We start from the raw sequence: 22,856 nt of genomic DNA, 5'->3' as shown, positions 1-22,856 counted from the left end.
TGATAATGGCTGAATGTTTATTATCGAAGTCGAATTATTGGAAATTAGCCTGCTTGAACGCAGCTTTGCGAGGCGAAACCTTTACAGCACCGGAAACGGTCTATGTTGCGCTCTATACCAGCGATCCTACGCAAGCCGACACGGGACAAGAAGTGGATGGTGGAGGGTATGCTAGGGTGGCTATTACTTTTAGTGATCCGGTCATATCCGGGCTTGTAGCGGTGACTAGTAATAGTACCGAACTGGAATTTCCGATTGCTGCAAACGGCTGGGGCCAAGTCACACATATAGGCATCCGGGATGCTGCCACAGGGGGCAATTTGCTTTATCATGGTTCCGTTGCCACTCCCCGAACCATTGAACCCAATGACCGCGTGAAGTTCCTGGAAGGCGCTCTTGAAATCGAGGAAGGCTAATGTTTAACGGGGGCGCTTTTAACCAGTTACCCTTTAACCGGATGGCCGTTGTATCTGTCGTATTTCTGTCAGCTGGCTTGGGCGGATCTGGGAGCATGTCGGCCACGGTAAACTTGGATATGACGATTTCGGCTAATTTGTCGGGCACAGGTAGCATGACAACGGATTTTGTGCGTGAGGTTTTGTACAGGGCTGAAATGTCCGGTAGCGGAAACCTTGTTCCTGTCCAATACATCCGGGAGCGACACTATGCTATTAACCTCTCTGGCATTGGCAGTATGACGGGTAATTTTAGAAGATATCACATTGACGAGATCGAATTTGTTGGGGATTTTAAGCCAGGCGATGTAATCATTATTGATTCAAATACTTTAAAGATGACGCTCAACCGCGAAAACGCGCTGCGCTGGATGCGGGGCGATTTTTTTGAGCTCAATATAGGTAATAACTTACTCACCTATACCGATGACCAGAGCAGCAGGACGGTGCTTATGCGAGTTACGCATAGAGATAGATTTACTTAGGAGGGAGAAGCAATGAATGAAAAGCAAGTCAGGGATATAGCGAGAGAAGAGATAGAAAAAGCGACCGCCGAAGCGACGGTCAATGTTGTAAAGGAAATTGAAAAGTTACTGACTGTCAAATTGACAAAAGTACCAGTAAGCGAACCTGAACCGGGCAGCAAAACCATTAAAGGAGTATCTGTTATCGGCGGATATGCGGTGACTCATGATAAAGCTCAATAAACCCGCATCCTGGACAATCCCAAACCCTTACAGGGACAATTTGGGTAGTGTCTATTTGGACTACCCCATCAGGCCGCTGTTCCCATTTAACAAGACCGTGAGTATCAGGTGTTCTTGACAGTTTTGAGTTGCACTTAGGACATTCTTTCTCTTCCATCCACTTACCTCCTTTCTTCGATATGGGGCGACCACCCTATATTCGACAGTTGGAGGTTATTTCCTTTGCAGGAGGCAATTATGAGGAAATCTTATGTAACGATCTATGATTTACAGATGCATAAAGTGGCGTATCTCGAAAACGCCAGCAACATCAGCTACGAAACGCCAATGAACAGCTTGTGGACAGCGAGCTTTGACCTGCCGCTGGATGATCCTAAAATCGAACACTGCCGTCCATTCTATTTTGTAGAGATATGGGACGGATCCGAACGGCTTGATCTGTTCCGCATCCTACCGCAAACCTCCCAAAGAAGCGCTGAAATCAGCCGTGTAAGGTACGAATGTGAACATGTCTTGGCTACGCTGTTGGACGATATCATGTTCCAATATCATACGGTTGGTAACCTGGGCTACCACACGGACCGGGTTATTCAATACGTGCTGGATCAACAGAGTACAAGGCATTGGCAACTGGGAACGATAGAGTTTTCATATCAATACGAATACAACTGGGAAAACAATAACCTCTTAGGCGCTCTATTTTCTGTGCCCAAGCCATTTGTGGACGAATATATGTGGACATGGGACACGACCTCTTACCCTTGGACGCTTAATCTGGTTCGGCCTAGTAATGAGGTGCAGGCTTACATCCGATACGGGAAAAATATGCAGGGAATCACGAAAGACGAAGACCCCACTAACCTTGTTAACCGAATATACGCCTTGGGTTATGGAGAGGGCATTAACCAGTTAACTTTTGCGGGCATTAACGGCGGTAAGCCTTATGTGGAAGACGTAGAGTCGCAGCAGAAATATGGACTTAAGCAAACTGTGTGGGCGGATCGGCGGTTTGAATACGAAGAAACGTTACTAGCCAGAGCCCAAGCGTTGCTTGCCGAACTTAAGGACCCAAGGATTTCCTACACGGTCGATACAACGGAACTTTATAACTTAACCCGTGATCCGATTGATAAATTCAGGACCGGCTCTCTGGTTCGTGTGCAGGATCCGGACATAGGAGATTTTACAATCCGAGTAGTCAACGTTCGCAAGCCTGATTTACGAGGGGAGCCAGGAGATGTAATCTTAGAGATTGCTAACCGCCCGCAAGACATAGCCGGTACAATAGCGGATTTGCAAAGCAGAATGAAGATTGAAGAAGTTTACGCGCAAGGGGCCACAAACTACGACACGCAAACCTTTGCTGATAATTGCGATCCTAACTATCCGGCGATCATAAGGTTTCGAATTCCCGATGAAACGGCACGTATTAACAAGGTGCTGCTGTCTTACCGGAGTGAAGGGTTTCGGGCATATAGTAGGGCGATTGAGGCAGCCCCAGCTGTTACTAGTGGCCCCAGCAGCCGGGAAACGACAGCCAGCGGTGGACAGACCACTAGCGGGCCGAGTAGCAGGACGACAACAGCCAGTGGAGGACAAACGACCAGCGGGCCGAGTAGCAGGACGACAACAGCCAGTGGAGGACAAACGACCAGCGGGCCAAGTAGCACGAGCACAACGGCAAGTGGAGGGGGAGATTTCCTAACAACACAGACCAATAATTGGACCTTATTACCGGCCCAGTTTCTGCCTGCGGATTTCATGAACTTTGCGGGCGACCCTCCCCATAGTCACTCAATGTATTCGGTCGAACATACGCACACAATGTCAGTTTCGCCGCACACCCACGGCATGGACCATACCCATTATATCGGTCCGCACACCCACGGCATGGATCATACCCATACGATTGCAGCACACACCCACGGCATGGATCATACCCATACGATTCCCGCCCACACCCATGGTATGGACCATACTCACACGATTCCAGCTCATACGCATGGTATAGAGCATGGAATTTTTGTCGGACCAAGTCCGTCTGCCGTAGAAATAAGAGTGGATAATAACGTGGTTCCGGTGACGGCAACAAGCGGGGAAGAAATCGACATTATCCCGTTCCTGGCTAAAGACGGTGGCGGGAGGGTGAGGCGAGGCTGGCATGAAATACAAATCCGGCCCAATAACTTAGGCCGGATAGTTGCATCTGTATTTAGTCAGGTGTTTGCTCAGAGCCGAGGCGGTGGGGACTATTGAATATTGACGGAACCAACATCATAAAAGCTTTTAGGATCACGGAAGTGAACCGAGGAAACGTCTAAGTCTTCAGGAAGAGAAAAGAAAACCTCAACAGTCTTTTTTTCTCCCGGATTGATTCTAGCCGATTCACCGGTTGTGCCTGCACCATATAAGTTTTTTCCTTGGACAACGATATGGCTGAGGAACTCGTTTGCAGACCAAGAAAACTTAGATTCAGGCTCAAGGTCTGTATATACATCGAAATTAATTATGATAAATTTCTCACCTTGGGTTGGTGTGAATCCTGCGCCATCGCCACCAGGCTGATAGGGGACCAGTGTAGAGTAGGAAATATCATTAACTTTAAAAGATACATTTCCTACTCGAAATTCTTCATTAATTGAAGCGACTGTTTCATTGATTTTATTTTGAACTTCCGATCCATTCATATTCTCCACTCCTTGTATTGTAATCAATCGGTTACTATGCTCGTAATCTACATCATAACCTAGCAACTCTGCAACCTCTCTTACTGGTAGGTAGCTAGTGCCGTCATAGACAAGCGGTTCAATCTCCACAAGTTCCTTGCCTTCGATTTGAAGGTTAAACTTTGCAAAGAGTGCTTGGACTGGCTGTGTGGTCGCTGCTAAGGCTGTACCGGCTGTACCGATCATGAGGCCGGCAACGAGGCCAATAATCATTTTTTTCATTACATTATTCAACTCCATTTTTTGGATTAATTATACCATATTCTACTTAATTTTAGTTCATATGGTTTCATTTTAAATAAGGAGGTAAACCATGGCACAATTACCCATGTATCCGGCCATAGCCAACAGTCCTCAGACGGAGCTAGCTGAGGCGATAGACGCAACACAGACGACTATAACCGTAGTGGATCCCTCCGTGCTGCCCGCGGGGCCTAATTTAATCACAATCAACCCGGGGGACGAGACAGCGGAGACAATCCGATATGCAGCTATAGACGGCAACCAGTTGACCGGCTGTGAGAGGGGATTTCAAGGTTTGTCGGCTGAATGGCAGACTGGCACTAAGCTCATGAGAGGCTATACGGCTTATGATCACGATGCTTTTAAAGGCAACATTGAGAGTCATCTAAACGACAAAAACAATCCCCATGACACAAAAACCGAACAAATCAACCGGCTACAGAATAATGCATTTGCAGAAGCCTCGCCACTTACCGACTACCCCGTAGGCTATACAACCTTTTACACAAATGCAGGCATAACGGACTGGCCTATCTTAGGGTCAGACAACAATCGTGGCATTGTGGAGACGGTCAAAACCGGACAATCTCAGATCGGGGTACAGCGCATTACCGTGATTACATCGGCGGCATCATCGTCTGTGGTTGCGGTCTATGAGAGGTCGATGAACAGCTTAGGAGATACTGCCGGGTGGGGAGCCTGGCACACGAGCAACCTTGATCTTAACAATTTACCCAATATCATCATTAATAACTTTCTGAGGTTTACCGGAGATACAACAAACAGCCTTGCGTACATCCAAGCTGGAACCTCTAACTCTGATAACAATGCCGAGCTACGAATCACCAGGAGAAACTCCAATCTAAACCTTGCTAGGCTACGGATACAGGCAGACAGCGCCCAAATTAACGGTGCAGACATTTGGACATCCTCAAACAATCCGGGTAGTAGGGGGAGTAGCGGGTACCAAACTTTTGCATCAGGGGTAATTATGCAATATGGATCTGCTGTTGCAAACAATGGGGATACGATTACATTTCCAATTGCATTTCCAAACGCAACAAGGGTAGTCGTTGGGAGCACGTCAGGAAGTACATCTTTGGCGGTTAATACGGGAGCATATACAAATACGTCATTTGTGGTCAATTTCGATGGCAGTTCATCCCGATCAATAAGATATATAGCATTTGGAGATTAAGGAGGCTTATCATGCAATACTATGCTGATTATGATGACAATGGGAACTTGTCCGGCTTTTATGTGGACGAGATCCACGGAGAGGGCATACCAGGAAAGGCAATACCGATTACCGAGGAAGAATGGCAGACATACCTATCAAACCAAGGCAAGTATAAAGTCGAGGATGGCACAATCCGCGAGAAAACGCAGCAAGAACTAGACGAAGAAGCGGCAAACCAGCCTCCGGCTCCACCTGAACCGATCGAGCAGCTACAGCAACAAAATGCCCAATTGCTCATGTCTAGCGCTCAACAGTCTGTTACTATCCAGCAGCAACAAGGGCAAATAGCGGCTTTGCTTGTACAGGTCGCTCAATTACAAGGGGGTGCGTCTTAATGTCGTTTTGGTATCCGGTTATACAATACGGTTTCGACAATCAATTGCCCGGCTACACAGTCGAGGGCTGCCGGGTATTTGTACAGGTAGGTTACATTACAGCAGATGAGTATAAGCAGATTACAGGGATAGATTACGAGGCTTCCGCTTAGGCGGGGCCTTTTATTTTTGGGAGGGCTAAGGGATATGGAACAATTTATAAAAACAACAATCGCAGTAGGCGGCTCAGCCGCATCATTTTTGTTTGGGGGTTGGTCATCGTTGCTGAGTATCCTAGTAGTGTTTGTAGCTATTGATTATGTGTCTGGAGTGGCGGCTGCTGCAAAGGAGGGTAAGCTTAACAGTGAGGTTGGCATGTGGGGGATAGCTAAAAAAGTGTCGATCTTTGCTATTGTGGCAGTTGCTCATCTGATAGACACAGCCCTTGGGGATGCTCACCTGTTTAGAGATGCGGCAATCTTTTTTTATCTTGCAAATGAGCTTTTGTCTGTGCTGGAAAATGCAGGTCGCTTGGGAGTGAGTTTGCCACCTGCACTTAAGCAGGCGGTCGAGGTATTAAGAAGAAAGAGCGGTGAAAAGCAATGAACCCATTTGCCGAGTACAGGATAACCAGTCCATACGGCCCCCGGCGCTCCCCGATCAGCGGTAAACAGGAATTCCATACAGGCATTGATCTGGTCAAAGCTCACCGGGATCCTATCTACGCTTTTGTAGGTGGTGAGGTCATATTTGCATCAGAGGGCAAGCCCGGCAGCGGCTTTGGCGGTTACGGCATCGTGGTAGCCGTCCGTTGCCCTAAGACAAGTCATCTGCACGTCTACGCTCACCTAGACAGCGCAGTGGTTAAAGTCGGTCAGCTGGTGGAGCGCGGCCAGATGATCGGCAGACAGGGCAGCACAGGCCAGAGTACAGGCAGTCATTTGCATTATGAGATACGTAAGACCAGCAGCCCTCAGTATGGCTGGATAGCAGACAGGGCAAATAACTGCTTTGATCCGACTAGGTATTTGCAGGATTTGTATAAAGCGGAGGAAGAGGCGGCCAAGCCTGTACAGATTAAACCAGCTCTTGATCCTGGTGTAGCTGAGACGATCATAAAGACATGGCTTTCCCCAGCCTGGTTTCAGGCAGACGAGCGAGCCCGGGAAATGGAAGATGCCGAGCGCAAAGCAGCTTGGATTAAGCAGAGGGATTACTACCATTGGTTAGCGCAGCAGCTACGCAAGGCTAGTGGATTGATATAAGATATCAGACCTCGCAGGGCGAAGAGGTTTTTTGACTTACGATTGCCACCTATAATAGAGAACATGTTTATCAGAAATCCCGCCCAGTCATATAACTGAGCGGGAAGTATTATTGTTATCGTATAATAATGTTCAAGTAAAATTAGGCTGGGGGAATATGATGATAAACGACATAATTAACTTAACACCCGGACAACTTTTGTTGAAATACTGGTGGTTATGGGCGTCTATTATAGTTATTTCATTTCCTATTTTAAGCTTTATTGAAAAGAGAAGGAAATAACAATCAATTTAGGCAGAATTCCACGAATTTCCTACCGAAGTTACTTGTTTTAACTTTCTGTGAAAGTGTATTATCGACACTTCCGCCTATGTGAAGGCTGAACTGAGATGTCACGGTAAAACCATACAAAGATAGTTTGCCCAATGCTCCAACTATTGCATACTGGTCAACTCCGGGTTTGAATATGTCGCCTACGATGACAGCTTCATTATGACTGTAGAGAAAACTAAGAATTTCGCATTCAAGCAAATTCATTACAGAAAGTGTGGTCAGAAAGAACTGTCTTTCATCGTAATTTTCAAGAGTAGGGGTGAGCAGACAACTCAAAAGGAATTTTTTAAAGTAGTCCCGCTTCTGTTCTTGGTGTTCTTTTTCTATCTTTTCGTTCAATTCTTCAATAAGGGCCATTAGTTTATCTTCATCATGGACTTCTACGGGTGGTAATTGTAAATTCAAATGATCGATTCTTTCGGAGAGATCACTATAAAATGTCTCAATTCGCTTGAATCGCTTCTCTTGTTTAGTAGAGAAATATAATGTCGATAAAGAACTTCCGATGTAAGGAATCAATTGGAGTCCTGCTTGAATTGCAACTTCCGTTTTTTCTGCAGCATCTAATTTTTCTTCTTTCATAAAAAACCTCCTCTTGTTAACTTGAAAAACATTTTACTATAGAATCCACAATATGGCGACATTTGGAAATAACAAAACCCCGCTTGGCCTTACGGCTGGTCGGGGTAATAGCAAAAAGTGAAGGTAAGATATCTTAACCTCCACTTCTGCTTTTTAGTGAATATGGCTAGCGAATAAAAAATAACGTATAGAAATAGTGTATAAAAAACTATATGGCAATAATATACAATGTGTTGATGCTAAAGTCAACGGGATAATTTGTTCGTGCTTCTGCTAAAAGTTGCAGCAACTTCACTAACCAAACTGCCGATCTGCTGTTTTCCGCTATCAGTTAACGTTAATGAAGTTTTTACTTCGACTTCATTGTCAGCAGTAACAATGCTTTTTCTCCCTTCAATAACCAGATCATTTACTTTTAACTTCTCTATAATTTCGCTGGCAGTTCGAACAGGGATGCTAAATTCTTTAGATAATCTACCCCTTAACCAATTTAATCCTAAGAACAGATTGTCATCTTTATGCTTTTCATGCCAATCATGTATAAACAAGAGCGAAGGTTGAATGTAATCATCTGCAGTAATCTTCTCCACTTCTACATTTAGAAAGGTCAACAAATCCTCACTATCATGAACAAAGCTTGTTATGTCAATATGCTGTGGTGCTGCATCTGATAAATAATACAATTCAACGTGTTTGTTTTTGTACATTAGTCGGCTAATAATAGGTATCATATCACTGTCTGCTGTAACGAAAACATAGCATGTGATGCTTGGGTCTTTATATGTATGCTCAATGGCATCTATACATAACTCTATGTCTGATGAGTTCTTCCTATTATCAGCATTTTTCCCGTTAGAATATACGTGTCTTACTTGTATTCTCTTCTTCTGCAAACTAGTTAGCTCTGTTCTAACCTTCTCAAAATCCGCATATGCCCTGAAAGTACGGATGCTATCTTGTCCGTATTTCCCCCACAATTTAATAAAAAGATTTTTATCAGGGTCTTCATGATCTGGATTGTGGGAATAGTTGTTCATTAATGTCCAGTATACATTGTCATAGTCAACAAATATGGCGACATTGTCTAATTTATTCTTTTTATTGAGCGCTCTTACTGTTTGCTCTGTAGAAAGACCTACCAGTTTAGTAAAAAATCTCATTGAGTCAGGCAAATCGTGATTATCGCTTTCTGTTCCTTCATTAAAAATTCTGTTGTCTTCTTCCACCTCCCCTTCTTCTTTAATCTTCCTTGATTCTGTCATTTGAATATCCTCCAATCTATCATAAGATTAATCACCATAATACTACAAAAGTCCCGATTTTACGATATTTGGCAATGAAATTTTCCAAATGTAAGCAAAAAAAACGCCGGGCGGACAAAACTGTCCAACTATAAGAGGGAGAGAAAAGAGCGATATGAATAAAAACAACGAACGCCGCAAGGCTGAGGAAGGGTTAGGTCGCTTCAAAGAAGAAACGGGGTTTGACTTCTTCGATCTAATGAGTAACAAACAAACCCGAGCTAAAATGCTTGTTAATGGATCCCGTAACAAAGACACTGACGAGGATGAAGAGACTCTTCAAAAGACGTTCGGTCCGTTACAAAGTAAGTGTTGGTAGGATTCCAATGACCTGAAAAGACAAGGGTTCCATTGGACAAACACAATGATTTGATATACAATTAATTCATCAAGGGGACTGGGCTTACCCGGGCCTCTTTTTTTGTTTGGTGGCGAAGTTTTGCGTTGCCAACTATCATAACCCAAATTTGGTTTCTGACAATTACACCCAATTTCTTCAAGGAATTCAGTTCACGAATCCTGTCAAAACGATTGAGAATTATTCCAATCCATGATTGCTCATTTTTGAGCAGTCAACATTCCCCCGATTTGGTGAAAAGCGGCGATTCACCGCATTAGAAATTCAGACCTTCTGAATCGGAAGGTCCGGAGTTCGGACATGGCGATTCACCATATCAGGGAGAATGAAATTTCGTCCCCCTACTTATTGATTACAGCACGTAGCCGGTTGAAACGACCTCATCCCCATATGTGGGGACGGTTAGAAAAGAATGTAGCTCAACTCAAAATTGAGTTCAGTCCAAATTTGGATGGATTAGTTTCCGTCACTGAGTGACCGAAACATTCCCCCGATCTGGGGAGCGTGAACCATCGTGAAATTCATGACGGTAGGAGAATGAAGTTTCGATCCCCTTAGGCAGCTCACTTTACATTTTTCGTGTAAAGTAAATCAAAGATTTCATGCAGAAATGTAAAGTGGTCTTACAGATATCTCCAAAACCTCTAATACTTCGTCAAAGGATTCGACAGAGCCACCGCCGAATGTGTGGTCAGAGGTGATTTCATGGCCGTCAAAAACAATTTGAAGGACATACGTTTTGAAAACAAGATGAATCAGACGGAGTTTGCCAGGATGCTGGGGGTTAACCGGCAGCTATATAACCGTTGGGAAAATCAGGAGATACAGCCGGGGTTAGAATGGGTTATAAAACTAAGCAAACGGTTGGGTAGACCGATGGAGGATATTGTTTTCTTGGATGACGCTGAATAAGCGCATCCTTTTTCTTTGTCGCATACCTACTAACTTTTGTCGCAGGACAGGCAACATTTTGAAATTGGCACATATACATATACCATCAACCGATAAAGGAGATGGTAAAGAATGATTGAAGCAGTAGGGCAGCGGATTGCGGAGCTTTGGACGTATCAAAAGCGCCGGCAGCTGACAGATGATGAGTATATGGAATTCACGCATTGTATGAATGCCAATGCAAAACATTGGTGGGAGCTTGCTTACCTCAAAAACTTATCTCTAATGGCTTCCATGACTAATGATGTGCCTTGGCAGCATGAGGTTTGTTTAGAAATGGACGATCTGCAGCAGGGCATAAAAGAAAAAGCCGGGGCCAAAGGCCACCGACTAAAAAGGGAACACTACTATAATATATGTGGCGCTTCAGGATTGATTCCGGGGCGCTCACATTTGACCACATTTTGACCACATTGACCACAAATTGTACACGTAAAATTGAGACAGGAATATTCCGATATAATCAAGTAGAACAGATAGCACCTAAGTTTATCGGGAGGACTAAACAACATAGATCATATGGAACAACATGAAGGCAAACCGAGATGATCTTTCCTCTTCTCGAATATGGACTCAAACGCGGCCAGCGGGTTGCCGTGGCTACGCCGCGTAAAGATGTTGTGCTGGAGCTCGCTCCGCGCATCCAGAAAGCTTTCCCGGACTATTCTTTGGTCACCTTGTACGGGGGAAGTTCCGAGCGCTGGGAACAAGGAGATATTACGCTTGCTACGACTCATCAGCTGCTGCGTTTCCGCCACAGTTTCCACTTAGTAGTAATTGATGAGCTGGATGCTTTCCCATACCATAATAATCCCATGCTTCAATATGCGGCTAGGGAAGTCATCGTACCCGGCGGCAAGACACTGTTTCTCTCGGCGACCCCGCCTCAGCACATGCAGCGGGATGCCCGCTGGGGCAGGCTGCCTCATGTAAAGGTCCCTGTCCGCTATCATCGGCATCCGCTTCCTATTCCTCGATTATTGCGGATACGGCCGCTCCCTTACTATTTAGACAAACAGCAGCTTCCGGTGGGTCTGTTTAAAGCATTGTCTGCTTCACTAGACCGCGGTGCCCAGCTGTTTCTGTTCATATCCAAGATTAAGTGGGTGCAGCCTTTTGTCGCCATATTGCAAAAAGCTTTCCCGGAAACAGCGATAGCGGGTACAGCATCAACCGACCCGGAGCGGGCCGAAAAGGTGATAGCTTTCAGGCAGAAAAAGATCACGATGCTCGTCACCACAACAATTCTGGAAAGAGGCGTTACAGTGCCGAAGACGGATGTATTTATTTTGAATGCGGATGCCGCTCTTTTCGATGAAGCTTCATTGGTGCAGATGGCGGGAAGAGCCGGAAGATCGAAGGATGATCCGGCCGGACGAGTGTATTTTATCGCCTCGGATGTAACCCGCTCACAAAAAGGGGCAATCCGGCAAATGAAGGCCATGAATCGGATTGCTGAGCGTCAAGGGTATCTATTGAGTCGTAAAGAACACGAGCCGGTAAAAAGCTGACACCCAAGACCATCGCCATAAGGAGCATTAAGATTAGGGAGGAACTTATGGATGGGAAATCAGGCTGCACTTTTGTTATCTAACCTGTGGAAACGGATAAGACGATTGGGAAACATCGCTGATTCATGGCTGAGTCCGGTTAAGCAGTCATGCCTATTCTGCGGCAGCCCGTATAAACCAGGCCATTATGTCCTGGAGCTGTGTCCGGCCTGCTTTCGCAGTATACCATGGATAACGAGGGTGGAATGCGCGACATGCGGGAGAGCGGAGGCGTGCGGAGATTGTGCCAGGCGACAAGCTAAGGAGACTTATTTTATTAAGAGCCGAAGCGCCGTCCGGTATGATGCCTTCATGAAAGAAATGCTGTCCCAGTATAAATATCGGGGAAGGGAACGGCTGCTTCCCCTGTTTGCTGTGATGATGGTCCATGCCTTTCAGCTGTTGCAGCAAGCGGAGTCGTTAAAGGAGGATGATTTCCATTGTATCACTTATGTGCCTGTACATCGGACGAGGTTGATGGAGAGAGGGTTTGACCAGGCTGAACAAATGGCCAAGGCGCTTGCCGAGCGGCTCCATATTCCTGTACAGTCTTTAATAGTACGGACGCGGGATACACCTAAGCAAAGCTTCAAATCAAGACAAGAGCGAATAATGGATTTGCAGGATGCGTTCGCCCTACAGCCCAATGCAACAATTTCCGTAGGCCGGCCGAACATTTTATTGATTGATGATGTTTTCACGACAGGCAGTACTATGAATCATTGCAGCAAACTTTTGAGTACACATTATAACGTCCGTGTCTATGGCTTGACCTGGGCACGCTAGGCGGCTAAGAACGGTTAGAAGCCGTTATCAAGAAGTGGCGAATAGAATAGATTCTATACTGGGGAGGAATTGGCATGAGTATTGGTCAAGTCGACAATTGCCCTCAATGCGGAAGATTGTATGTAAGAAATTTCAAGGAAGTTTGTCCATCCTGCCTTCAAGATATCGAACTGCAGTATGAAAAATGCAGCAAATATTTGCGTGAAAATCGCAAGTCCAATCTGCAAGAGCTGCACGAGGCTACAGAAGTTCCTTATAAGCAAATAATTAAATTTATTAAAGAAGGTCGCATCTCTTTGTATGATATGCCCAATTTAAGTTATCCGTGTGAAGTATGCGGTAAAATGATCAGGGAACAATCGATGTGTGATTCCTGCCGCAATCGGCTCGTCAAAGATATTGCTCAGATAAGCGAGGACAGGCAGACGCAGGATCAAGCCAAAAGCGGTTTTAAAATAGAAGATCGCTTGAAAGATAGGCACAAATAAGAACTAAACATTGGTCAAGAGACTGCCGATAACAAGAGTAAAGGTAAATCGGCTGTGCTCATCCATTCGTTTATAACGAGGTGATTATGATGAAAATCAATGAAATACAAAAGATCGGCCCGATGAATCCCTATCAGAGACATGTCCAACAGCAGCATCAGATAATGGCTTCCAAGAAGGAGAAGCCCAAGGATGAGGTGCGCATTTCCGAACAAGCCAAAGAGCTGCAAAACGCCACGGCATCATCTGCGTCCCCGGAGACGAATGAAGCGCGCAATGAGAAGCTCCAGCAGTTAAAGAAAGCTGTTTCTACCGGGACCTATCACGTAGAGGCGGGGAAAATTGCGGAGAAGCTGTTTCCCTATATTAAATAGGATAATTTCCTTACGCGGAGAGACTGAGCCGAGGCATTAAATGACTAGGTTTGAGCGGCTTTGAATTACGCCATCTCGCTGCCTCGAGTATACCGTTTAGGGCATGTCTGTAGATTACCTGCCGGTTTTTGTTGTTCAATGTGAGTGAGTAATTAAGATTATCTAAATGCACCCAGGGAAAGCAAGGTGAAGGAAGTGTCCATTCCCCAACTCATCAACATTCTGGATCAGCTGACAGAGGTTCACCATCAGCTGCTGGAGTCTGGCGAGCAGAAGAAGCAGGCGATCATCGATAATGATGTCAAGCAGATCAATCAGCTGGTTACTGCGGAAGGCAAACGGATTAAGCAGGTGGCTGATTTAGAGCAGGAGCGAATCGAGCTGTGCAAGCAGTTTCTGATTGCCAAAGGATACAGGCCAAGCTTGCGGATAACAGTGGCGGAGCTGTCCAAGCTTATCTTTAATGCCGACGAAAAGAAGGCGCTTCTGGATGCCCAGCACCGACTGGTTGACGTCATGCAGCAGGTTAAGCTTGTCAATGAAAGCAACCAGCAGTTAATTAAGCAAGCTTTGCAGTTTATTGAATTTTCTATTGATGTAATGGCGGGCCCAGGGCAGGATGAATGGATGTACAAGCATCCCGGTCATGCTCCGGCTTCAGCCCGAACCGGCATGTTTGATACAAGGGCTTAAGGAGGTGCGAATACGTGAGATCAACATTCCATAATTTGGAAACTGTAAAACGCAGTTTGTTTACTCATCAAGCTGCTTTGGCAACTACAGGCCATAATGTGGCGAATGCTAATACGATCGGTTACTCCCGGCAAGTTGTCAATATGCGTACATCCCTGCCTATCGAGGCTGCGGGGATGCAGCGCACCAATATACCGGGGCAATTAGGGACAGGTGTAGAGTTTAGCTCCATTACCCGCGTTCGGCAGCAGTTTTTGGACGATCAGTTTCGTAATGAAGTCAAACATTTTGGAAGCTGGTACATACGGGCAGATTCTCTGGAAAAGTTAGAAGGAATTGTGAATGAGCCGTCGGACACCGGATTGCGGACGGTCATTGATAATTTTTGGAAATCCTGGTCTGATCTGAGCAAGGATGCTGAGAACCCTACCAGCCGCCGTCTGGTGAAGGAATCGGCTATCGCGCTTGTCGATGCCTTCAATTTTACGAGCAAGCAGTTAAATGATTTGAGCTCAGATTTAACAAGAAGCATTGAAGTTAGAGTAACCGAAATCAACTCAATTGCCGACCAAATCGCCAGCTTGAACGATCAGATCAAGAAGATTGAAGCCTTTGGGGATAACGCGAATGACCTTCGTGACCAACGGGATGTGCTTGCGGATGAACTGGCCCAAATCGGCAACATCACAGTGCAGGAAGGTCCTCAAGGATACACCATTACACTGGCAGGAGCCAATCTCGTCGATGGAGGAGCCGTCACACCAGTTACTGCCGATGGTTTGGCGGCAGCGTATGCTACTGGTGCTTTGGACAGCGGCGAAGTGCATGGTATGTTCGAGTCTCGCCAGCGCTACGTCGTCGATTATCAGCGCCAATTGGATGAGATGGCGAATACGCTGGCCAATGGTGAGATCACGATTACGATCCCCGAAGGCTCCGTGCTTCCTGACAATGCGGTTGTCAATCGAGTGATGCCTGACGGTACCGTACAGCAGGTTACTTTGACCGGGGATGCCCGTGTAGTGGGCGAAGGCGGCATGACTATCCGGGTAAACGGGCTTAATGGTCTGCACCAGCTGGGCTATACGATGGGAGAACCGTTGGAGAAGGGAATTCCCTTCTTTACCTCAAGGGACGGAGGGCCAATTACCGCGGCGAATATACAACTCAACCCGGATATTGCAGCCAATCCTGACAAAATCGCTAGCTCATTACGCACAACAGGCCCAGGCCAAGGCGAATCCGTCATTAAAGGAAACAACACACTCGCTACTCTGATCAATAATTTGAAGGATACCGCTTTTAAATTTCCTGGTGATGAAGGAACAACTGCCACTATTGGGGAGTTCTACGGATCGATGGTAGGCCAGCTCGGAGTTCAATCAAAAGAAGCTAAGCGCTATATGAACAACCAAATGATCCAAGTAAGCCAGATTGACAGCCGGCGCCACTCCGTTAGCGGGGTTTCGCTAGATGAGGAAATGGCCAACATGATAAAGTTTCAGCATGCATACACAGCGGCAGCCAGAGTGATGACCTCCTTTGACGAAATGCTCGATAAGATCATTAACGGGATGGGCATTGTTGGCCGCTAAAATCAAGTAGTGCGGCTTCCTGTCTTCGCTTGTTGGATCTTTGCGGATCTTTGTAGGAACTTTGCAGGATCACTGCAGGATCACTTGCAGGAGCTAAACTTGAGCATTTTGTACAATATACCTCGATTCCTTTGAATAGTCGATTATGTTAAGGACGACATAGGAAATTATGAAGGAGGGGCCTATATGGCACTTCGTGTTACGCAAGGCATGATGCACACTCAGCTCATGCGCAACCTGAATCGCAATCTGTCCCGCATGGAGAACATCCAGCAGCAGATGACCACTGGCATGAAGCTTAACAAGCCTTCGGACGATCCGGTAGGCATTACCTATTCTCTTCGCTATCGAAACGAGCTGTCGGCTAATGAGCAATACCAGAAAAATGTCGATACCGCCAAGTCCTGGCTTGATTTTTCCGATGACATGCTGAAACAAACAGAAGCTGTCATGCACCGCATCAAGGAGCTGGCCGTTAAAGCATCTAGTGAGACTAACCCTCAAGAAGCGCTAGACGCTATTAACAAAGAAGTAAAAGAATTAAGGGCCCAGATGCTGGATATTGGAAATAGTAAGCTTAATGGCAAATATGTTTTCAATGGACAGGTGACCGATAAAGCGCCATTTTCCGAAGAGAACGCGGCTAATGACTCCACTGACAATAGGCTTATTGTGCTAAGTCTTGGAGCAGGCATTCAAGCTCCGGTCAACTTATCTGGAAACGACATTTTTGGGGAGCCTGGAGCTGAGGACAACGCTTTTCGATTAATGGATGAATTGATTCTTTCCTTAGAAAATGCCGATTTCGATGAAATAGGGGCATCTCTCGATAAAATCGATTCCAGACTGGATCAAATTCTTTCGGTACATGCTGAAATTGGAGCAAGGTCCAACCGGGTTGACTTAGTAGAAAGCAGGCTGGATGATCTGGAAATAAACCTGGAATCGATGCAGTCCAAAGTTGAAGCTGCAGACTATGCGGAGTTAATTATTCAAGCTAAAATCAGCGAGAGTATTTACCAGGCGTCATTGGCTGTTGGTGCTAAAGTGATTACCCCGACATTAGTTGATTTCCTAAGATAGAGAAGGGGTTGACAGCATGATGCCCCTTCCCGTTATCGAAATACGCCAGCAGCACGCAAAATTGGGAATGCAGTCGGAATTAGGACGGAATTTTATTAAGCAGTCTAGAGCGGATATGGAAATCCATACTACCCGCCCCGAGCTAGTAATGGAATCCTCCAGAAGCGAGTTGACTATCGACCAGGGCAGCGCGTGGGCATCGCTTGGAAAAGACCATCCTTTTAATCTCAATCAGAGGATATACTCCCAATGCCAAGATATTGTTCTTCAAGGGATTGCAAGGAGAGTGGAGGAGGGCAATCGCATGGCGGCTATTCATACGGGTGAGCATGTATTTGCAGAGCTGGCGCGAGAGCGGGCTTTTCAAGAAGCTGGCATAGAACCGCGCGCTCCGTTGGCCTATCCATCCGTAGCTATCGAATATAAGCCAGGTAACACCAGCATTCAAGTTAAGGAAGGTTCGTATCAATTGCATGTTCAACCTCACCGTCCACAGATAGATTATGAGCCGGGGAAATTAAATATTTATATGCTGCAGTATCAGTCCGTCGAAATTATTCCGCCAAAGATCGATATCAAGCAATAAGAGAGCTATAATGGAGAGTGTCCGTTGTAGCTTTTTTTGCTGTAACAATACGGAACGGGAGTGCGTGAGCTATGAAAATCAGTACGGCAAGATTTGGGGAATTGGAAATACAGGAAGAGCAAATGATTCATTTTCCACAAGGTCTTCCGGGTTTTGAAGAGTTGCGTAAGTTTACCTGGGTTAACACGGGAGAAGAAATGCCATTTTCGTTTCTGCAATCCGTGGAAGACGGGAGCGTTGCGTTCATTACGGTCGATCCTTTTTTATTTTACCCCGAATATTCATTTGAATTGTCTGGTTCTATAAAAGAAGATTTGAAGATCGAAAGGGAAAATGATGTTCAAATCAAAGCAATTGTGACGATTAGAGGAAGTCTTGAATCCGCGACGATTAACCTGCAAGCACCGATAGTTGTCAACCCTGGCTTGAGGGTAGCTAAGCAAGTCATTCTTCATGATACAGTCTATAAATCCAGACATGCTTTAATACGTCATCAAACGGGTTTGTCCAGTAGGGAGGGTTAAACATGTTGGTATTAACTCGAAAACCGGGCGAGGCGATCATGATCGGAGATGACATCGAGCTGGTAGTCATCGCTGCAGAAGGGGATCAGATAAAATTAGGTATTCGAGCGCCTAAACAGATTGATATTTATCGTAAGGAGATCTATCAGATGATCCAGGAGTCGAACCAAGAAGCAGCCCAAATTCCGATGGATATGAACGAAATCAAGAAAATGATAGAAATCAAGGGAATAACATAGATTTAAGGAGATAATGCAGCGATGCGTGGGGGTATTAGAGAGAAAACGGTGTTTTGTGGCGATTTTTAGATAATTTCAATCTTCATTATTCACTCCTCCATTACGATAAATAGTATAGAAGCTATTTTTGTTGGGGACGGCCGCTCCAATGATTATAAGCTAACCACATGGAAGTGGGAAACGACTATTTCAAGGAGGAAGAAACATGATTATCAATCACAACATTTCTGCTCTGAACACTCATCGTCAATTGGGTGTAAACACTGGAAACTCTGCTAAAAACCTGGAGAAATTATCTTCCGGCTACCGCATCAACCGTGCTGGTGACGATGCTGCTGGTCTCGCAATTTCTGAAAAAATGCGCGGTCAAATCCGCGGTTTGGAAATGGCGTCCAAAAACGCTCAAGACGGTATTTCCTTGATCCAAACAGCTGAAGGTGCATTGACTGAAACTCACAGCATCCTGCAGCGTATGCGTGAACTGGCTGTTCAAGCGGCTTCCGACACGAACGAAGATATCGACCGTGAGAAGCTGCAAGCGGAAGTTAACGAACTGGCTGCTGAAGTTACCCGTATTTCTACAGATACGGAATTCAACAACCAAAAAGTATTAGATGGAAGCTTCTCCAATAAAACGTTCCATATCGGTGCTAACTCCGGACAAAATATTAAACTGAGCATTGGCGATATGAGTGCCGATATCTTGGGTGTTGGTAAAGCTTATACCGTTACTGCTGGTGCTAACGCAGGAGATCCAACACAGCTTATTGGCGCTGATGGTACTACAGTATTAGGTACTTGGCAGGATGAGGATGCAACCGATCCGGATAACGTTTTGCCTGCAGGATACTATAACGCCGGAACGCTCGTTCTTGCTGCAGAAGAAAATTTGGCTGCCGGAACTAAAGGAGCTATCGGTGTCGACATTTCTTCACAAGAAACTGCTGATGCTGCTATCACTACCATTAATAATGCATTGAACGTAGTTTCGAACGAGCGCGCCAAACTGGGTGCTAACCAGAACCGTTTGGAGCACACTATCAACAACTTGGGTGCTACAGCTGAGAACTTGACTGCTGCTGAGTCCCGTATCCGTGATGTGGATATGGCTAAAGAAATGATGGAGTTCACTAAGAACAACATCCTTACTCAAGCTGCTCAAGCTATGCTGGCTCAAGCCAACCAACAGCCGCAAGGCGTGCTTCAACTGCTTCGTTAATCGCTATTATAGACTTTCCATTTGGAGATCTGGCTCGGGCCAGGTCTCTTCTTTATGTTTAAACGTCCAATGTTAACCTGTGATAAAACAAAGCGCAGTAGATTGGAGCGGTGCTTCGTTTGGAATGCCGCTCAGTCGGTGACTGATTGGTGGGTGAGAGCCGCTGCCCAGCTGTTATTCATCGCCAAAATACAGGAGAGCCAATTATTTCAAAAAAATTAGATAGAAGGATAGTGGTTTTTGAGGTTTTGGCTCATAAATTGAACGCGGAGTTCCGATAAAATAAGTAACTCATTAATTATCGGCAAGGTAATAAATACATACTACTAAGTAGAAGGTGAAGAACAATGGTAATGAGAGTTGGCGGATTGGCAACAGGTATGGATATAGATTCTATTGTTAAGCAAATGATGGCAGCACGTCGCATCCCCTTAACAAAGCTTAACCAGAAGCATCAAACATTAGATTGGCAGAGAACCGCCTACAGAGAAATTAATAGCAAACTTGTTGAGTTCCGAAATATGGCATTCGATATGACACTATCTTCTTCTTTTAATGCTTCCAAAGCACAGTCATCAGATGAAAGCGTAGTTACCGTTTCAGGAAAGAATGCTGCGACAGGCAACTATACTCTCAAGATTGATCAACTGGCAAAGGCTGCCTCCTTAACGTCTGATAAGCTTGACGCAGGGAATGGAGCCTCAACTAAGCTGAAAGACCTTGGCTTTGAAGGATCCACCAAACTAACGATTACGGGAGATAAAGGGTCTGCCGAAATAACCGTCAGCGGGGAGGATTCTCTCACCGTATTTTTGAACACTGTGAACAATCAGTCCCACCGTACAGGAGTAAAAGTTAGTTACGACAGCTCGTTGGACAGGCTTTTTTTCACCTCTAATAAGACTGGCGAGGAATCCAAGATAGAATTAAGCAGTGAAAATCCATCTTTGTTGAATAGCCTTATGCTGACTAGCGATGGGGGGACGGCTAAGGCAGAAGGTTCGGATGCTGTTGTTCACTATAATGGAATCGAAGCAAAGTTCTCTTCTAACGTCTTCACTATCAACGGCATGACATTTACCGCGAAAAAAGCTCAGGCCGAGGGAGAGCAGCCTGTAAATATATCGGTGACAAAAGATGTTGACGCCGTATTCGATAATATTAAATCGTTCGTAGACAAATATAATGAGCTTATCGAGAATCTTCACAGCAAACTGAACGAGCCCAAATACCGTGATTATACGCCATTAACAGCAGAGCAGAAGGAGCAGATGAAGGAGAAAGAAATCGAGAACTGGGAAGCAAAAGCTAAAAGCGGACTTCTGCGCAGCGACCCGCTTTTAAGAACGTTGGTTAACGATATGCGGTTTGCTTTGTCAACACCGGTGAGCGGCCTTCCTGCGGGTGATTATACAAGCCTAAGCGATATTGGCATCACGACACTTAATTATGAAGAAAACGGTAAGCTACATATTGATGAAGATAAGCTAAGACAAGCGATATCGGATAATCCTGATGAAGTGGCCCAATTATTTACAGCGGCCAAGTCCGGCGATAACTCTAACAACGCAGGATTTGCCACGCGGTTAAATAATGTTGTAAAAGATTCACTTACCCATTTAACGGCAAAAGCCGGATCGGGTATAGAACTGGTTGATAACAGCATGTTGAGCAAAGACATTCGCAGGCTGGAAGGCGAAATTAGCGACATGACGCGAAAAATGATGCAGATTGAAAGCAGGTACTACAGCCAGTTCACAGCCATGGAAAAAGCGATAAATCAAATGAATATGCAAAGCTCATTCCTTGTCCAACAGTTTGGCGGAGGCATGTAAGACAATTTCGCTTATTTTGTTAAAACGGAGGAAGATTCTATTGAATACTAATTTTCCACCCAGCTCGGGCAGCGTGTCGTTAGATAGAAGTATCCCTGCTGCCGCTTCACAGCGAATTGCTGAACGGATGTTATCCTCAATTCAAACGCTCAAGCAGTTAAAAGCAGCTGAACTTAAAGGAGAGAAAATTCCTGTCGGCGACGAGCATTTGGTCATGGCTATCGAAAGGGCAGCTAAATCACTACAAGGTAAACCAACCTATCTGGAAGTATCTGTCCATGAGAAGACCAATCAGATTATGGTGAAGGTCCTGGATTATGAGACAGGAGACACTTTGCGGGAAATTCCGCCGGAAAAAACTTTGGACTTTATTGCAAAAATATGGGAAATGGCAGGCTTAATTGTTGACGAGAGGAAATAGCTGCACAATGATATAGCCAGACTATGAAATAGCAAGACAATGGAACAGCCAGAAAATGAATTAGCCACAATGATTATACGGAATGGAGGCTGACAATTCTATGTTTCAAGCGCAGGTAAATAGAAATAAGTATCTAGAGACATCCGTGCAGACAGCCACACCGGCGCAGTTACTGATTATGCTCTGTGATGGAGCAATCCGGTTTTGCAGAGCCGGTATAGAAGGGATTCATGAGAACAATTACGAGAAAGCAAACTTGAATTTATGCAAAGTACAAAATATCATCTCTGAGCTTTCCGCCAGTCTCGATAGAAACATAGAGGTTTCCCAGGAATTATCCCAATTGTATGAGTACTTCAATTATCGGCTCATTGAAGCTAATACAAAAAAAGCGGCGGAGCCAGCGGAAGAAGTCCTCGGGTATTTAGTAGAATTCAAAGAAACCTGGGTTGAAGCTGCCAAGAAAGCTAATGCCCAGGCTGCCGGTGTTGTCAATGGATAACCTGATCTCTTCTTTAAAAACATTAACGCTTGATTTTGTCGAGAGGGTGCCTACTGCTGATTTCGAAGAGGTGGAGGACTTTGTGAAGGAGCGGGAGCGGATCGTTCAACAAATCCGGAAGGCTCTGGAAGGACATAAGAGTGCGGAGATGTACCGGGAGCCAATAGCTGACATTCTTCGGTATGATCCGGTTATCCAAGCCCGCATGGAGGAGCTCAGGGAGGAGGCCCGCCAGCATTTGGAGAGAAGCTCCAAGGCAAAAAAACAGAGGGCCGCTTACGACCCTAGCTGGACTCCCGATGCCGTACTGTTTGATAAGAAAAAATGAGTTTTCCGACCGTTGGATGAGTTATCCACGGTTTTTCATTTTTTCGACCTTTTTTGCCTTTTTTCTACACACTATTCACAAGCCAAGTCTGTCCTCAACCTGTGGATAATGTGCATAACTCTGTGAATAACTAATGAAAATAAGGTTTCATCTTGTG

At 45.3% G+C, this 22,856-nt stretch carries 30 protein-coding genes; 27 read left to right on the top strand and 3 right to left on the bottom strand.

Features of this window, described 5'->3' with window-relative positions:
* Positions 1 to 5: 5 nt before the first annotated feature.
* The 4 genes from PSHG_RS23870 (at position 6) to PSHG_RS23855 (ending at position 3,418) form a co-directional block, all read left to right on the top strand.
* A complete protein-coding gene (locus tag PSHG_RS23870) occupies positions 6 to 416 on the top strand; it encodes a phage tail fiber protein (RefSeq protein ID WP_010278789.1) in 411 nt (136 codons plus the stop codon).
* A gap of 95 nt (positions 417 to 511) precedes the next feature.
* The gene (locus PSHG_RS23865; RefSeq protein WP_235782121.1) at positions 512 to 940 is read left to right on the top strand and encodes a phage tail family protein; all 429 of its coding nucleotides are present in this window, start codon (positions 512 to 514) and stop codon (positions 938 to 940) included.
* Positions 941 to 952: 12 nt separating this feature from the next.
* Positions 953 to 1,162: a hypothetical protein gene (locus PSHG_RS23860; RefSeq protein WP_010278785.1), complete on the top strand. Its 210-nt coding sequence runs from the start codon at positions 953 to 955 to the stop codon at positions 1,160 to 1,162.
* Positions 1,163 to 1,399: 237 nt separating this feature from the next.
* Positions 1,400 to 3,418 (top strand): phage tail spike protein, encoded by a 2,019-nt coding sequence (locus PSHG_RS23855; protein WP_042122767.1) that lies wholly within the window; start codon positions 1,400 to 1,402, stop codon positions 3,416 to 3,418.
* Here the strand turns inward: PSHG_RS23855 and PSHG_RS23850 are convergent.
* Positions 3,412 to 4,110: a stalk domain-containing protein gene (locus PSHG_RS23850; protein WP_010278780.1), complete on the bottom strand. Its 699-nt coding sequence runs from the start codon at positions 4,108 to 4,110 to the stop codon at positions 3,412 to 3,414. The two genes, PSHG_RS23855 and PSHG_RS23850, sit on opposite strands and share 7 nt — an antisense overlap.
* A 91-nt stretch (positions 4,111 to 4,201) precedes the next feature.
* Between PSHG_RS23850 and PSHG_RS23845 the strand changes: the two genes are divergently transcribed.
* The 5 genes from PSHG_RS23845 to PSHG_RS28885 are packed head-to-tail and all read left to right on the top strand — an operon-like array spanning position 4,202 to position 6,950.
* Complete coding sequence (locus PSHG_RS23845) at positions 4,202 to 5,329, top strand: gp53-like domain-containing protein (protein ID WP_010278777.1); 1,128 nt, start codon at positions 4,202 to 4,204, stop codon at positions 5,327 to 5,329.
* 11 nt (positions 5,330 to 5,340) lie between these two features.
* A complete protein-coding gene (locus tag PSHG_RS28890; RefSeq protein WP_010278772.1) occupies positions 5,341 to 5,706 on the top strand; it encodes a hypothetical protein in 366 nt (121 codons plus the stop codon).
* A complete protein-coding gene (locus PSHG_RS30185; RefSeq protein ID WP_010278768.1) occupies positions 5,706 to 5,858 on the top strand; it encodes an XkdX family protein in 153 nt (50 codons plus the stop codon). The genes PSHG_RS28890 and PSHG_RS30185 overlap by 1 nt, the downstream gene beginning before the upstream one ends.
* Positions 5,859 to 5,892: 34 nt before the next feature.
* A complete protein-coding gene (locus tag PSHG_RS23830) occupies positions 5,893 to 6,291 on the top strand; it encodes a phage holin family protein (RefSeq protein ID WP_010278764.1) in 399 nt (132 codons plus the stop codon).
* Positions 6,288 to 6,950: a M23 family metallopeptidase gene (locus PSHG_RS28885; protein ID WP_010278760.1), complete on the top strand. Its 663-nt coding sequence runs from the start codon at positions 6,288 to 6,290 to the stop codon at positions 6,948 to 6,950. The genes PSHG_RS23830 and PSHG_RS28885 overlap by 4 nt, the downstream gene beginning before the upstream one ends.
* 286 nt (positions 6,951 to 7,236) lie before the next feature.
* Here PSHG_RS28885 and PSHG_RS23820 read toward each other — a convergent pair whose 3' ends face one another.
* Together PSHG_RS23820 and PSHG_RS28880 are read right to left on the bottom strand one after the other, a co-directional pair.
* A complete protein-coding gene (locus PSHG_RS23820; protein WP_010278757.1) occupies positions 7,237 to 7,866 on the bottom strand; it encodes a hypothetical protein in 630 nt (209 codons plus the stop codon).
* A 245-nt stretch (positions 7,867 to 8,111) separates the two neighbouring features.
* Positions 8,112 to 9,128: an NYN domain-containing protein gene (locus PSHG_RS28880; protein WP_010278752.1), complete on the bottom strand. Its 1,017-nt coding sequence runs from the start codon at positions 9,126 to 9,128 to the stop codon at positions 8,112 to 8,114.
* A gap of 154 nt (positions 9,129 to 9,282) precedes the next feature.
* Between PSHG_RS28880 and PSHG_RS23810 the strand changes: the two genes are divergently transcribed.
* The 18 genes from PSHG_RS23810 (at position 9,283) to PSHG_RS23725 (ending at position 22,699) form a co-directional block, all read left to right on the top strand.
* Complete coding sequence (locus tag PSHG_RS23810; protein WP_010278747.1) at positions 9,283 to 9,486, top strand: hypothetical protein; 204 nt, start codon at positions 9,283 to 9,285, stop codon at positions 9,484 to 9,486.
* Positions 9,487 to 10,230: 744 nt separating this feature from the next.
* The gene (locus PSHG_RS23805; RefSeq protein WP_010278744.1) at positions 10,231 to 10,437 is read left to right on the top strand and encodes a helix-turn-helix transcriptional regulator; all 207 of its coding nucleotides are present in this window, start codon (positions 10,231 to 10,233) and stop codon (positions 10,435 to 10,437) included.
* A gap of 111 nt (positions 10,438 to 10,548) precedes the next feature.
* The gene (locus PSHG_RS31645; RefSeq protein WP_010278738.1) at positions 10,549 to 10,884 is read left to right on the top strand and encodes a DUF7667 family protein; all 336 of its coding nucleotides are present in this window, start codon (positions 10,549 to 10,551) and stop codon (positions 10,882 to 10,884) included.
* A gap of 137 nt (positions 10,885 to 11,021) precedes the next feature.
* The gene (locus PSHG_RS28870; protein ID WP_010278735.1) at positions 11,022 to 11,987 is read left to right on the top strand and encodes a helicase-related protein; all 966 of its coding nucleotides are present in this window, start codon (positions 11,022 to 11,024) and stop codon (positions 11,985 to 11,987) included.
* 51 nt (positions 11,988 to 12,038) lie between these two features.
* On the top strand, positions 12,039 to 12,812 hold the full coding sequence (locus tag PSHG_RS23790) for a ComF family protein (RefSeq protein ID WP_010278731.1): 774 nt from the start codon (positions 12,039 to 12,041) through the stop codon (positions 12,810 to 12,812).
* A gap of 74 nt (positions 12,813 to 12,886) precedes the next feature.
* Positions 12,887 to 13,300, top strand: a complete 414-nt coding sequence (locus PSHG_RS23785; protein WP_010278726.1) for a TIGR03826 family flagellar region protein — start codon at positions 12,887 to 12,889, stop codon at positions 13,298 to 13,300.
* An 86-nt stretch (positions 13,301 to 13,386) separates the two neighbouring features.
* Complete coding sequence (flgM, locus tag PSHG_RS23780) at positions 13,387 to 13,674, top strand: flagellar biosynthesis anti-sigma factor FlgM (RefSeq protein ID WP_316244856.1); 288 nt, start codon at positions 13,387 to 13,389, stop codon at positions 13,672 to 13,674.
* Between the two features lie 195 nt (positions 13,675 to 13,869).
* Positions 13,870 to 14,367: a flagellar protein FlgN gene (locus PSHG_RS23775; protein ID WP_010278719.1), complete on the top strand. Its 498-nt coding sequence runs from the start codon at positions 13,870 to 13,872 to the stop codon at positions 14,365 to 14,367.
* Between the two features lie 14 nt (positions 14,368 to 14,381).
* The gene (flgK, locus tag PSHG_RS23770; protein ID WP_010278717.1) at positions 14,382 to 15,962 is read left to right on the top strand and encodes a flagellar hook-associated protein FlgK; all 1,581 of its coding nucleotides are present in this window, start codon (positions 14,382 to 14,384) and stop codon (positions 15,960 to 15,962) included.
* Positions 15,963 to 16,148: 186 nt separating this feature from the next.
* On the top strand, positions 16,149 to 17,045 hold the full coding sequence (flgL, locus tag PSHG_RS23765) for a flagellar hook-associated protein FlgL (protein ID WP_010278715.1): 897 nt from the start codon (positions 16,149 to 16,151) through the stop codon (positions 17,043 to 17,045).
* Between the two features lie 16 nt (positions 17,046 to 17,061).
* Positions 17,062 to 17,631, top strand: a complete 570-nt coding sequence (locus PSHG_RS23760; protein ID WP_010278713.1) for a DUF6470 family protein — start codon at positions 17,062 to 17,064, stop codon at positions 17,629 to 17,631.
* Between the two features lie 71 nt (positions 17,632 to 17,702).
* Complete coding sequence (gene fliW, locus PSHG_RS23755) at positions 17,703 to 18,155, top strand: flagellar assembly protein FliW (RefSeq protein ID WP_010278708.1); 453 nt, start codon at positions 17,703 to 17,705, stop codon at positions 18,153 to 18,155.
* Between the two features lie 2 nt (positions 18,156 to 18,157).
* Positions 18,158 to 18,394 carry a carbon storage regulator CsrA gene (csrA, locus tag PSHG_RS23750; RefSeq protein ID WP_010278705.1) on the top strand — a complete coding sequence of 79 codons (237 nt, stop codon included), beginning with the start codon at positions 18,158 to 18,160 and terminating at the stop codon, positions 18,392 to 18,394.
* Between the two features lie 205 nt (positions 18,395 to 18,599).
* Positions 18,600 to 19,613, top strand: coding sequence for a flagellin N-terminal helical domain-containing protein (locus PSHG_RS23745; protein ID WP_010278701.1), 1,014 nt, complete (start codon positions 18,600 to 18,602; stop codon positions 19,611 to 19,613).
* A gap of 353 nt (positions 19,614 to 19,966) precedes the next feature.
* Complete coding sequence (locus PSHG_RS23740; RefSeq protein WP_157213493.1) at positions 19,967 to 21,448, top strand: flagellar hook-associated protein 2; 1,482 nt, start codon at positions 19,967 to 19,969, stop codon at positions 21,446 to 21,448.
* Positions 21,449 to 21,488: 40 nt separating this feature from the next.
* Positions 21,489 to 21,869, top strand: a complete 381-nt coding sequence (locus PSHG_RS23735; RefSeq protein WP_010278697.1) for a flagellar protein FlaG — start codon at positions 21,489 to 21,491, stop codon at positions 21,867 to 21,869.
* Between the two features lie 100 nt (positions 21,870 to 21,969).
* On the top strand, positions 21,970 to 22,371 hold the full coding sequence (fliS, locus tag PSHG_RS23730) for a flagellar export chaperone FliS (RefSeq protein WP_010278695.1): 402 nt from the start codon (positions 21,970 to 21,972) through the stop codon (positions 22,369 to 22,371).
* Positions 22,364 to 22,699 carry a flagellar protein FliT gene (locus PSHG_RS23725; RefSeq protein WP_010278693.1) on the top strand — a complete coding sequence of 112 codons (336 nt, stop codon included), beginning with the start codon at positions 22,364 to 22,366 and terminating at the stop codon, positions 22,697 to 22,699. Before fliS ends, PSHG_RS23725 begins: the two co-directional genes overlap by 8 nt.
* The last annotated feature ends 157 nt before the right edge of the window (positions 22,700 to 22,856 follow it).

It is taken from the genome of Paenibacillus senegalensis JC66, from assembly GCF_000285515.1.
Lineage (GTDB): Bacteria > Bacillota > Bacilli > Paenibacillales > NBRC-103111 > Paenibacillus_L > Paenibacillus_L senegalensis.
Note: the sequence above shows the minus strand (reverse complement) of the source record. Positions and strands in the feature narration are given on the sequence as shown.

Bases quoted from the DNA above. Each gene is read 5' to 3' on its own strand.
- PSHG_RS23845 (WP_010278777.1), top strand. From the start codon at position 4,202: ATGGCACAATTACCCATGTATCCGGCCATAGCCAACAGTCCTCAGACG.
- PSHG_RS23745 (WP_010278701.1), top strand. From the start codon at position 18,600: ATGATTATCAATCACAACATTTCTGCTCTGAACACTCATCGTCAATTG.
- PSHG_RS23870 (WP_010278789.1), top strand. From the start codon at position 6: ATGGCTGAATGTTTATTATCGAAGTCGAATTATTGGAAATTAGCCTGC.
- csrA (WP_010278705.1), top strand. From the start codon at position 18,158: ATGTTGGTATTAACTCGAAAACCGGGCGAGGCGATCATGATCGGAGAT.
- PSHG_RS28890 (WP_010278772.1), top strand. From the start codon at position 5,341: ATGCAATACTATGCTGATTATGATGACAATGGGAACTTGTCCGGCTTT.
- PSHG_RS23860 (WP_010278785.1), top strand. From the start codon at position 953: ATGAATGAAAAGCAAGTCAGGGATATAGCGAGAGAAGAGATAGAAAAA.
- PSHG_RS23790 (WP_010278731.1), top strand. From the start codon at position 12,039: ATGGGAAATCAGGCTGCACTTTTGTTATCTAACCTGTGGAAACGGATA.
- PSHG_RS30185 (WP_010278768.1), top strand. From the start codon at position 5,706: ATGTCGTTTTGGTATCCGGTTATACAATACGGTTTCGACAATCAATTG.
- PSHG_RS31645 (WP_010278738.1), top strand. From the start codon at position 10,549: ATGATTGAAGCAGTAGGGCAGCGGATTGCGGAGCTTTGGACGTATCAA.
- PSHG_RS23820 (WP_010278757.1), bottom strand. From the start codon at position 7,866: ATGAAAGAAGAAAAATTAGATGCTGCAGAAAAAACGGAAGTTGCAATT.
- PSHG_RS23760 (WP_010278713.1), top strand. From the start codon at position 17,062: ATGATGCCCCTTCCCGTTATCGAAATACGCCAGCAGCACGCAAAATTG.
- fliS (WP_010278695.1), top strand. From the start codon at position 21,970: ATGTTTCAAGCGCAGGTAAATAGAAATAAGTATCTAGAGACATCCGTG.
- PSHG_RS23810 (WP_010278747.1), top strand. From the start codon at position 9,283: ATGAATAAAAACAACGAACGCCGCAAGGCTGAGGAAGGGTTAGGTCGC.
- PSHG_RS23830 (WP_010278764.1), top strand. From the start codon at position 5,893: ATGGAACAATTTATAAAAACAACAATCGCAGTAGGCGGCTCAGCCGCA.
- flgL (WP_010278715.1), top strand. From the start codon at position 16,149: ATGGCACTTCGTGTTACGCAAGGCATGATGCACACTCAGCTCATGCGC.
- PSHG_RS28870 (WP_010278735.1), top strand. From the start codon at position 11,022: ATGATCTTTCCTCTTCTCGAATATGGACTCAAACGCGGCCAGCGGGTT.
- PSHG_RS23785 (WP_010278726.1), top strand. From the start codon at position 12,887: ATGAGTATTGGTCAAGTCGACAATTGCCCTCAATGCGGAAGATTGTAT.
- PSHG_RS23855 (WP_042122767.1), top strand. From the start codon at position 1,400: ATGAGGAAATCTTATGTAACGATCTATGATTTACAGATGCATAAAGTG.
- PSHG_RS23740 (WP_157213493.1), top strand. From the start codon at position 19,967: ATGAGAGTTGGCGGATTGGCAACAGGTATGGATATAGATTCTATTGTT.
- flgM (WP_316244856.1), top strand. From the start codon at position 13,387: ATGATGAAAATCAATGAAATACAAAAGATCGGCCCGATGAATCCCTAT.
- PSHG_RS23865 (WP_235782121.1), top strand. From the start codon at position 512: ATGTCGGCCACGGTAAACTTGGATATGACGATTTCGGCTAATTTGTCG.
- PSHG_RS23850 (WP_010278780.1), bottom strand. From the start codon at position 4,110: ATGAAAAAAATGATTATTGGCCTCGTTGCCGGCCTCATGATCGGTACA.
- PSHG_RS23805 (WP_010278744.1), top strand. From the start codon at position 10,231: ATGGCCGTCAAAAACAATTTGAAGGACATACGTTTTGAAAACAAGATG.
- PSHG_RS23725 (WP_010278693.1), top strand. From the start codon at position 22,364: ATGGATAACCTGATCTCTTCTTTAAAAACATTAACGCTTGATTTTGTC.
- fliW (WP_010278708.1), top strand. From the start codon at position 17,703: ATGAAAATCAGTACGGCAAGATTTGGGGAATTGGAAATACAGGAAGAG.
- PSHG_RS28880 (WP_010278752.1), bottom strand. From the start codon at position 9,128: ATGACAGAATCAAGGAAGATTAAAGAAGAAGGGGAGGTGGAAGAAGAC.
- PSHG_RS28885 (WP_010278760.1), top strand. From the start codon at position 6,288: ATGAACCCATTTGCCGAGTACAGGATAACCAGTCCATACGGCCCCCGG.